Genomic DNA, 9,913 nt, shown 5'->3' with positions numbered 1-9,913 from the left:
CCCACGACGAGACGCTTGCTGCGGCCACCGTGGCGGGCCCGCTGCCCATGCGCACGATGGTGGTCTCACCGGGCATGAACCCCCTCAGCCAGAACTTCGTGCGCCTRGAGGCGCAGTTCCTGGAGTTCCTGGCCGGCCGAGGCCTGACGGCAGCGGCGCAACCCATCGTCGACGCGCGCACGGGCGGGCTGTTCGCCTACGAGCTACTGGGCCGCTGCACGCACCCTGAGCTGCCCGGCTCGCCGATGCACCTGTTCCGGATGGCCGCCACGCTGCGGCGCGAGGCCGAGTTGAGCGAAGCGTTCCGCTCCCATGGCGTAGCGGCGCTGGCGCCCAAAGCGCAGGGGATGCGCGTCTTCGTCAACGCCCATCCGAGCGAGACCTTCTCGGAAGAGTTCTTCCAGGCCCTGCAGGGGCTGCTGGCCCTGCCCACGCGGCCACAGCTGGTGGTGGAGGTGCACGAAAGCGCTGTGGTCGAAGTCGACCGCATGCGCGAGCTGGCCGAGCGCCTGAACGGCATCGGCGTGGAGTTCGCCTACGACGACTTCGGCGCCGGCCAGGCACGGCTGAACGAGCTGGCCGAGGTGCCGGCGCACTTCGTCAAGTTCGACATGGGCATCGTGCGCAACCTGCATGAGGCCAGCGAGCGCAAGCAACGCATGGTGCGCGACCTGGTGCGCATGGTGCTGGAGCTGGGCTCGGTGCCCTTGGCCGAAGGCGTCGAACAGGAGGCCGAGGCCCAGGTCTGCCGTGAGATGGGCTTTCGCCTGATCCAGGGCTATCTGACCGGCAGGCCGATCATGGTGGACACGCTGTAGCGGCTCCCCGGCAGACCGGGGAGCGGCGTTTCTCAAACGTCCAGGCCCAGCTCCTGGATCTTGCGTGTGATGGTATTGCGGCCGATGCCGAGCTTCTGGGCGGCCTCGATGCGGCGGCCGCGCGTGATGTCCAGCGCCGTCAGGATGAGCTGTGCCTCGAACTTCTTCGTCAGCGCATCCCACACGTCAGGTTCACCCGCTAGCAGCCTTGCGCGCGCATCGGCAGCCATGTCGGCCAGCCAACCTTCGCCGCTGCTGGTGCTGGCCGGCGCGGCGGCCGGCAGGGGCGCAGCGGCACTGGACTGCGCAGCCGGCACGCTTGTCATGGCCGTCGTGGAAGGCGCCGGGACATAGCCGGGCTGCACCTCGTCCGGCAGGTCCTTGGGCTCGACGGTCTGGCTGGGCGCCATGACGCTGAGCCAGTGACAGATGTTCTCCAGCTGGCGCACATTGCCAGGGAAGTCGAAATTGGTCAGCACGACGAGGGCGGCGTCAGACAGGCGCTTGGCCTCGACACCCAGCTCGGTCGCACTGCGCTGCAGGAAATGACGGGCCAGCGAGGGCACGTCCTCGCGGCGCTCGCGCAGCGGCGGCAGGCGCAGGCGGATGACGTTGAGGCGGTGGAACAGGTCCTCGCGGAACACGCCCTGGCGAACACGGTCTTCCAGGTTCTGGTGTGTGGCGGCGATGACGCGCACATTGCTGCGCATCGGGCTGTGCCCACCGACGCGGTAGAACTGGCCATCAGACAGCACACGCAACAGGCGCGTCTGCAGCYCGAAGGGCATGTCGCCGATTTCGTCGAGGAAGAGCGTGCCGCCGTCGGCCTGCTCGAAGCGGCCGCGCCGCGAGGCCTGGGCACCGGTGAAGGCGCCGCGCTCGTGGCCGAAGAGCTCGCTTTCCAGCAGGTCCTTCGGGATGGCCGCGGTGTTGATGGCAACGAAGGGGCCTTCGCCACGCGGGCTGTGCTTGTGCAGCGCGCGGGCGACCAGTTCCTTGCCCGAGCCGCTCTCGCCCGTGATCATGACGGTGACGTTGCTCTGCGACAGGCGGCCGATGGCGCGGAAGACGTCCTGCATGGCCGGCGCCTGGCCCAGCATCTCGGGCACCTGCGCGGCGGCCTCCTGCTCGCCGGCCTCGCGCTGGCTCTCTTCCTGGGCGCGGCGGATCAGCTCCACGGCGCGCGGCAGGTCGAAGGGCTTGGGCAGGTATTCAAACGCGCCGCCTTGGAAGGCCGATACGGCACTGTCCAGGTCGGAGTAGGCCGTCATGATGATGACGGGCAGCGCCGGCAGCCGCGCCTTGACCTTGGCCAGCAGTTCCAGGCCCGAGCCGCCGGGCATGCGGATGTCAGACACCAGCACTTGCGGACTGTCGTCGTCGAGAGCAGCGAGCATGTCGCGCGCATTGCTGAAGCTGCGCACCGGCAGCCCCTCGCGGGCCAGGGCCTTCTCGAGCACGAAGCGGATCGAGTGGTCGTCGTCAACAACCCAGATGGATTTCATGCGGTTCCTCAGCCCATCCTGTCGGCTTGTGGCGTCAAGGCAAGGGCAGCGTGATTCGGAAATTCGTCAGGCCCGGCTCGCTTTCGCAATCGATCATGCCCTGATGTTGCTGGGCGATCGTCTGCGCAAGCGTGAGTCCGAGTCCCGAGCCGCCCTCCCGCCCTGAGACCAGGGGAAAGAAGATGCGATCCCGGATCTCGGCGGGGACGCCGGGACCGTTGTCCTCAATATGCAATTCCAATGCCAAGCGCCAGCGCTGCTTGCCGATGGTCACCTGCCGGGCCACCCGCGTGCGCAAAACGATCTGGGCGTCGCCGGCCGCGATGCGCGAACCCAGCACCTGCGCGGCGTTCTGCACGATGTTCAACACCATCTGGATCAGTTGCTCGCGGTCGCCGCGGAAGTCAGGCAGCGAGGTGTCGTAGTCGCGGTGAATGACCAGGCCCTTGGGATGCTCGATGAGCACCAGCGCGCGCACCCGCTCGCAGATCTCGTGGATGTTGGCATCACCGACGACCTGGGCGCGGCGATGCGGGGCCAGCAGGCGGTCGACCAGGCTTTGCAGGCGGTCCACCTCATGCACGATGACCTGGGTGTATTCGGTCAGCTCGGGATTGCCGTCTTGCAGCTCCAGCGCCAGCAGTTGCGCTGCACCGCGGATGCCCCCCAGCGGGTTCTTGATCTCGTGAGCGAGGTTGCGGGTCAGCTCCTTGGTGGCCTGGACCTGGTCGAGGCTGCGCTCGTCACGGTCCTGGCGCGCCTGCTGGGCAATCTCGATGAGCTCCACCAGCACGCGCGGCACGTCGTCGTCGCCCGCATCCATCTGCGACACGATGACATGCACGGGCAGCCCATCCTCGTGGGCCCAGGAGCCGCGGCGCAGCAAGGCGTCGAAGCGGCTGCTGGAGTAGTGGTTGGCAGCAACGCCGGCCAGGGTCTCGGTGAGGCGCTGGGCGTCATCGAACCAGTCGGGTAACTGGGCCTTCTGCACGCTGCGGCGCGACAGCCGCATGACGTTCTCGAAGGCGGCATTGGCGAACAGGCATTCGCCCTCCGCGCTGGTGACAACGACCATGGTCGCCAGCAAGTCCAGGCCGGCAAATTCCGCCGGCAGCAAAAAGGTATCGGTCATGGAGCGCCGGAGGCGCTCTGCGCCTCAGGGAAGTTTGGCGATTTCGCGCTTGAGCGCCTGGATGTCGGACTCGTGGCGGGCGATGCTGTCCTTGAGCTCGGCCATGCGGTCGAGGTACTTCTGGTAGTTGCGCTCGTCGCCGCGGCGCTCACCCTGGCCGTTGTTGAACTCGCGCTGCGCGGCCGCGAGGCGTTCTTCCGCCTGGCGCAGCTCGGTCTGCAGCACGCGGCGGCGCTCGTCGTCGCGCACGCGCTGCTGGCCGGCGTCGATGCGGCTTTCAGCACCGCGCGGCCCCTCGGCCACCGGTGCCGCCGAAGCGCTGGCGCGCGGCCTGGGTGCCTGCAAGACGGTGATCGGCGTGCCTTCGATCGTGCGGCAGCCTTTCTCGTTGGCTTCCTTCGCGCTCAAGGCATCGGTGTAGAGCACCGGCGGCCCGGGGCAGCGATAGACCGTGCCCTGGGCTTGCGCGCCCAGGCTGGCCAGGACGAACAACGGAGCCAGCAATCGATTCAGCATGGCGGGATTGTGGCTCAGCGTCGGCAACAAAAAAGGGGCCGCACCAGCGGCCCCCTTCCACGGGGATGACACAGGCAGCGCGCGTGCTGCCCATGGCCATCACAGCGCGTAGTACATGTCGAACTCGACCGGGTGCGTGGCCATGCGGAAGCGCGTCACTTCCTGCATCTTCAGCTCGATATAGGCATCGATGTAGCTGTCGGTGAACACGCCACCCTTGGTCAGGAAGGAGCGGCCCTTGTCCAGGTAGTCCAGCGCCTGGTCGAGGCTGTGGCAGACGGTCGGGATCTTCGCGTCTTCCTCGGGCGGCAGGTGGTACAGGTCCTTGGTGGCGGCTTCGCCCGGATGGATCTTGTTCTCCACGCCGTCCAGGCCGGCCATCAGCAGCGCGCTGAAGGCCAGGTAGGGGTTGGCGGAAGGATCCGGGAAGCGCGCTTCGATGCGGCGGCCCTTGGGGTTGGCGACGTAGGGGATGCGGATCGAGGCCGAGCGGTTCTTGGCCGAGTAGGCCAGCTTGACCGGGGCTTCGAAGCCGGGCACCAGACGCTTGTACGAGTTCGTACCGGGATTGGTGATGGCGTTCAGCGCGCGGGCGTGCTTGATGATGCCGCCGATGTAGTACAGCGCGAATTCGCTCAGGCCGGCGTAACCGTCACCGGCGAACRGGTTCTTGCCGTCCTTCCAGACGGACTGGTGAACGTGCATGCCGCTGCCGTTGTCGCCCACCAGGGGCTTGGGCATGAAGGTCGCGGTCTTGCCATAGGCATGGGCGACGTTCTGGATGATGTACTTCTGCAGCTGCAGCCAGTCGGCGCGCTGCACCAGCGAGCTGAACTTGGTGCCGATTTCCATCTGGCCCGCGTTCGCCACTTCGTGGTGATGCACCTCGACCGGAATGCCCATCTGCTCGAGGATCAGGCACATCTCCGAGCGCATGTCCTGGCCGCTGTCGACCGGGGGCACGGGGAAGTAGCCGCCCTTGACGGTGGGACGGTAGCCGGAGTTGCCGTGCTCGTATTCCTTGGAGGAGTTCCAGGCGCCTTCCTCGGACTCGATCTTGAAGAACGAGCCGGACATTTCATTGCCCCAGCGCACGCTGTCGAAGATGAAGAACTCGGGTTCCGGGCCGAAATAAGCCGTGTCGCCCAGGCCGGAAGCCTTGAGGTAAGCCTCGGCGCGCTTGGCCAGCGAACGCGGGTCGCGCTCATAGGCCTTGCCGTCGGCGGGGTCGACGACGTCGCAGGACAGGATCAGCGTCGGCTCTTCGAAGAAGGGGTCGATGTTGGCAGTGTTCGGATCGGGCATGAGCAGCATGTCCGAGGCTTCGATGCCCTTCCAGCCGGCGATCGAGGAGCCGTCGAAGGCGTGGCCCGAAATGAACTTGTCTTCGTCGAAATGGGAGACCGGCACGGAGACGTGCTGCTCCTTGCCACGGGTATCGGTGAAGCGGAAGTCAACGAACTTGACTTCGTTTTCCTTGACGATGTTCATCACATCGGCGACGGTCTTGGCCATCAATAGCTCCTAGCGGGATCTGGACAGGGGTGGAATGCCGCCACCGACGCACACGCGCCAGCGGCCACGGGGGGATTTAAAGCAGGTTGCATGCCAGATGCACCGACATGGGTTGCTGCCCGGCATCGCCGGGGATTATGTGGCGGGGCCCGTGACAGCGCGAGAACTATCGCACCAGCTCGGTGCTGATGGTCGCACCAAACTGGATCACGCCCCGCTTCAGGGCGTCATAGGCGACGTCGAGGCTTTGCGCCTCCCCCTTCACTCCCAACTCGATACAGCGTCCCCATTGCGGATGGTCGACGCTCGGCAGGCTGAAGACCTTGATGCCGGCGAACTCGGCCTCGATGGTCTCCATCAGCGGCGTCAGGCTGGCCTCCATCGCGCCCTGCACGATCAGCGAGCGCTCGATGACGCCGGCCTGGCGATGCAATTGCGGGAAGCGGTCCAGCACCCAGGCCATCATCGGATGCGCCATGACCGGAAAACCCGGCACGAAGTGGACGTTGCCAACGAAGAAGCCGGGGATCTTGTTGAAGGGGTTGGGCACGATGCCGGCGCCTTCCGGGAAGACGCCCATCTCCAACCGGCGCAGCGTGTCGGGCTCGTCGGCCGTCACCGTCTTGCCCTGTTCGGCCGCCATCTGCTGGATGCGCTGCCAGATCAGCTCGCGCGCCTCGGGGTGCAGGGCCAGCGGCCGGCCTAGCGCGGCGGCGGCCGACTGGCGGGTGTGGTCATCGGGCGTGGCGCCAATGCCGCCGCAGCTGACGATGAGATCACCGCTCGCAAAAGCCTCGCGCAGCTTGCCGACAAGCTGCTCACGGTCATCGCCCAGGTATTGCGCCCAGGCGAGCTGCATGCCGCGCTGCCCCAGCAACTCGATGAACTTGGCCAGGTGCGAGTCCTGGCGTTTGCCCGAGAGGATCTCGTCGCCAATGATGATGAGACCCACTTGCATAGCTTCAGCTTTCGATGAGGACGGCAGATTCAGCCACCGGCTCCGCCGCCCGCCGCGCCTGCAGGGCGCCCAGCGCGTAATGGGTGAACCAGGCGGTCGAGAAGGCGAAGACCAAGGTGTACAGCCAGATCGCCAGCAGCACGACGAAGGGCGCAAAGATGACGGCGGCCACACCGGAAACGGCCCAGATCAGTGACGGCACTGCGCCGAGATAACCGCAGACCACGCCCATGGCCAGCATCGGGATGCGGTGCTCCTTCAGCAATGCGCGGCGCTCCTCGGCGGAGGCATGGTCCGCCAGCACGTCGAAGCCGAAGACACGGTAGGTCAGCCAGCCCCAGATCAACGGCGGCAGCACCATGACGAGGGGCGGGATCAGCCACAGCGGCATGGACAGCAGGATGAGCACCAGCGCGATGACGGTGGCGCCCAGCGAGGCCGCGACGCTCTGCATCAGCGTGCCGCCGCGCTTCTTCTCCAGCAGCGGGAAGCGGCGCTGGGCGACGAGGCGGACGATGGCCGGCGTCATCAGCAGCGCGACCAGCAGCAGGCTCATCAGAATGACGACCGGCAGCACGCCAGCCAGCACGACGATGGCCGCCAACGCGCTGCGGAAGGCCTGCAGACCCCAGCTGTCCAGCCACTGCAGCAGGCTCTCGATGAGGCGCCAGCTCTCCAGCGTCGCGCGCACTGCGGCAATGGCGCCCTCCCAGAAGAAGAACATGAAGCCGAACACCAACACGCCACAGATGAGCAGCGGCAGCAACGACAGCCCGATAACGCGCGGATGCAGGCAGTAGGCGGCGGCGCGCCAGAAGGAGTCGACGAGGCTTTGCATCAAGCGGCTTTCCTGAACGAGCGGAACAGGCGGGTCAGCCCCAGCCATTGCTGGTGCCAGAAGCCGCCGCCGTAGTCGCGGCCACCTTCCTCGGGCAACTGGTCGCGCACACCGGTGGCGTCGAAGCGATTCTCGAAGTTGGCGGTGCGGAACAGCAGGTCCCATAGCGGCAGCAGGACGCCGAAGTTGTGGCCGCCCAGCGTGCCGCGGCCACCGGATTCGTGGCCGATGCCGATGCTGTGGTGCAGGCGGTGGAAGCGTGGGCTGATCAAGAGGCGCTCGCCGATGTGGCCGAAGCTGATGCGCGCGTTCGCATGCTGCAGGCTCTCGTGCAGCTGGGTGATGACGGTGATGGCGACGAACTGCCCCGGCTCCACACCGATGAGGCGGGCCAGCAGGGCCAGCGCCGTGCCGAGCAGCACGTCGTCCAGCAGGTGATTGCGGTTGTCGCTCCACATCGTCATCTGGCGTTGGCTGTGGTGCAGGCTGTGCAGGGCCCACCACCAGTTGAACTGGTGCTGGGCGCGGTGCAGCCAGTAGCCGACGAAGTCGAAGACGGCGAGGTAGAGCAGCAGGCTGACCCAGGCGACATCGGTAACGCCGGGCCAGATGCCGTCGAGCTGCCAGGTCGGCAGGCCCGCCATGCGCAGCTCGCCAGCGATGCCGTCCCACAGCGGCTCGATGCTGAAGAAGATCAACAGGCGAACGAGGCCGAGGCGGTGGATCAGCGTGTAGATGACGTCGGTGCGCACGGCCGCGTGGTCAGTCACCGGCTCGACCGGCCAGCGCCGCTCCAGGATGCCGATGCCCAAAACGATGACGACGATCTGGATCAGCCCCAGTAGCAGCCAGCCGGTCGCATCGAAGGCGTCCTCCAGCAGGTTGCCAAAGCCCAGTCCGAACACGACCGGCTGCACGACGGACTCGTAGAGCCACAGCTGCAGGCTGTCGAAGGCGTTGGCGATCCAGTCGATCACGGCTTGCGGGCGTAGGTTTTGGGTTCGATCTTCAGGGCGACCTTGGTGTCGGCGGCCTTGAACAGTGGGGCGTAGCGGGGATGCTCGCGCAGCAGTGCAAAGCATAGGCCCCGCTGCTCCAATCCCGTCATCAGCGGCTCCAGCACGGCCGGCGCCCAGGGGTCCTGGCGTTCCCAGATGCCAAGGTGGGCGAGCAGGATGTCACCGGGCTTGATGTCGCGCAGCGCCTTGTCCAGCAGCTGCGCGTTGGGGTGGCTCTGGCTGGGCAGTTCATCGCCCAGGAAGCCCGCGCTGCTCCAGCCCACATGGGTGAAGCCGCAGGCCTTGGCGGTATTCAGCAGGGCCTTGGACGAGCGTCCCGCCGGCGCGCGGAAGATGGGGCCCAGCGACTTGCCCGTCATGGCCGTGAAGCGCTCGCCGACCTTCTTCAGGCTCTCGCAATACTGCTCGGGYGTGACCTCGTGAACGACAGGCGGGTTGACGCCGGCCTGCGTCTTCACCTTGAAGCGCACCACCTTGCCGTCGGCATCCAGCACGTCTTCCATGAAGATGTCGTGGTCCCAGGTGTGGGCGCCGAAGTCATGGCCTTCGGCCGCACGCTCGCGCCACCAGGGCGCCCAGGTCTCGTCCAGCGTCGTGCCGCCGGTCAGCGTCGGTTCGCTGGCGAGGAAGAAGGTCGCCTTCGCGTTGTGCTTCTTCAGTGTCTCGGCGATCAGCGGCGCAACACCCATGTGGCCGGTGTCGAAGGTGAGGTAGACCGGCTTGTCGCAAGACGGTTGCGCGGTGGCCGCAGTGACCACCAGCGCCAGGGCCCAGGCTTTCATAGACGAGGTTGGTGATCCAGCGTCCAGATGCCGTGCGGCGACTTGCCCACCTTGACCTGCCTGACGACCTTGCGCGTGGCGGTGTCGATCTGCGTGAGCTTGCCGGCCCAGCGCGAGGTGACGAGCAGCGTCTTGCCATCGGTCAGCAGCTCCATGTCGTCGGGACCTGCCGGCGCCGGATATTGGTCGACGACGGTCAGCGTCGTCAGGTCGATCTTGCTGATGGTGTTGGCGGCGCGGTTGCTGACCAGCACATGGCGCTTGTCGCCCCAGGCACGGAAGGAGTGGGCGCCGGCGCCTGTCAGGATGCGCTTGGCGAGCTTGGGCGCACCGGCACCGCTGACGTCCCAGACCTCGACGAACTTGTCGCCGGTCAGGCCGACGAGGATGAAGCGGTCATCCGGCGTCAGGTAGATGTCGGCCGGCATCTTGCCGACGGCCTGCTTCCACTTGATGGTCTGCGTCGCCAGGTCGATGGCCAGCAGCTCGTCGCTGTCCTGCAGACTGGCGTAGAGCGTCGTGCTCTTGGTGTCGATGTTGAGGTGACTCGGCGTCTTCGGCGCCGGGATGCGCTTGACCAATTGCAGCGGCTCGGCCGCAACGCTGCCCTGCCAACGGTAGAGGTCGACGCGGTCCAGTCGATTGGACGCCGTGACGAGCCACTTCATGTCCGGCGAAAAGCGCAGGTGATAGGGGTCGGGAATGCCACGCACCACACGCTGGACCTCGGCCGTGCGCGGATCGATGAAGGTCAGCGAATCGGCCAGCGCATTGGCGACGATGAGGGACTTCTCGTCGGGCGACAGGTAGAGGTGGTGGGGCTCCTTGCC

10 protein-coding genes are annotated in these 9,913 nt (G+C 66.6%); 1 reads left to right on the top strand and 9 read right to left on the bottom strand.

From position 1 onward, the window contains the following. Positions 1-818, top strand: an 818-nt coding sequence (locus tag AC1DU6_RS11630) for an EAL domain-containing protein (RefSeq protein ID WP_477857324.1), incomplete at its 5' end; no start/stop codon positions are given. A gap of 32 nt (positions 819-850) precedes the next feature. Here the strand turns inward: AC1DU6_RS11630 and ntrC are convergent. The 9 genes from ntrC to AC1DU6_RS11585 all read right to left on the bottom strand — a co-directional run. Next, a complete protein-coding gene (gene ntrC / locus AC1DU6_RS11625) occupies positions 851-2,323 on the bottom strand; it encodes a nitrogen regulation protein NR(I) (RefSeq protein ID WP_477857322.1) in 1,473 nt (490 codons plus the stop codon). Between the two features lie 34 nt (positions 2,324-2,357). Further along, a complete protein-coding gene (glnL, locus tag AC1DU6_RS11620) occupies positions 2,358-3,455 on the bottom strand; it encodes a nitrogen regulation protein NR(II) (protein WP_056198384.1) in 1,098 nt (365 codons plus the stop codon). A 24-nt stretch (positions 3,456-3,479) separates the two neighbouring features. After that, positions 3,480-3,971, bottom strand: coding sequence for a hypothetical protein (locus AC1DU6_RS11615; protein ID WP_056199659.1), 492 nt, complete (start codon positions 3,969-3,971; stop codon positions 3,480-3,482). A gap of 99 nt (positions 3,972-4,070) precedes the next feature. Then, the gene (gene glnA, locus AC1DU6_RS11610; protein WP_477857319.1) at positions 4,071-5,486 is read right to left on the bottom strand and encodes a type I glutamate--ammonia ligase; all 1,416 of its coding nucleotides are present in this window, start codon (positions 5,484-5,486) and stop codon (positions 4,071-4,073) included. A 166-nt stretch (positions 5,487-5,652) separates the two neighbouring features. Next, entirely contained in the window at positions 5,653-6,444 is a 792-nt protein-coding gene (locus AC1DU6_RS11605) for a competence/damage-inducible protein A (RefSeq protein WP_477857317.1), read from the bottom strand. A gap of 4 nt (positions 6,445-6,448) precedes the next feature. Continuing rightward, on the bottom strand, positions 6,449-7,282 hold the full coding sequence (locus tag AC1DU6_RS11600; protein ID WP_056198393.1) for an EI24 domain-containing protein: 834 nt from the start codon (positions 7,280-7,282) through the stop codon (positions 6,449-6,451). Then, complete coding sequence (locus AC1DU6_RS11595; RefSeq protein ID WP_477857315.1) at positions 7,282-8,259, bottom strand: sterol desaturase family protein; 978 nt, start codon at positions 8,257-8,259, stop codon at positions 7,282-7,284. The genes AC1DU6_RS11600 and AC1DU6_RS11595 overlap by 1 nt, the downstream gene beginning before the upstream one ends. Then, complete coding sequence (locus AC1DU6_RS11590) at positions 8,256-9,083, bottom strand: polysaccharide deacetylase family protein (RefSeq protein ID WP_457323976.1); 828 nt, start codon at positions 9,081-9,083, stop codon at positions 8,256-8,258. The genes AC1DU6_RS11595 and AC1DU6_RS11590 overlap by 4 nt, the downstream gene beginning before the upstream one ends. After that, positions 9,080-9,913 (bottom strand): YncE family protein (locus tag AC1DU6_RS11585; RefSeq protein ID WP_477857313.1); only part of this gene is annotated, 834 nt, incomplete at its 5' end. The genes AC1DU6_RS11585 and AC1DU6_RS11590, both read right to left, overlap by 4 nt.

Source organism: Roseateles sp. P5_B10, from assembly GCF_056400485.1.
The sequence above is the reverse complement of the archived record's forward strand: the minus strand, read 5'-3'. Positions and strand labels throughout refer to the sequence as shown.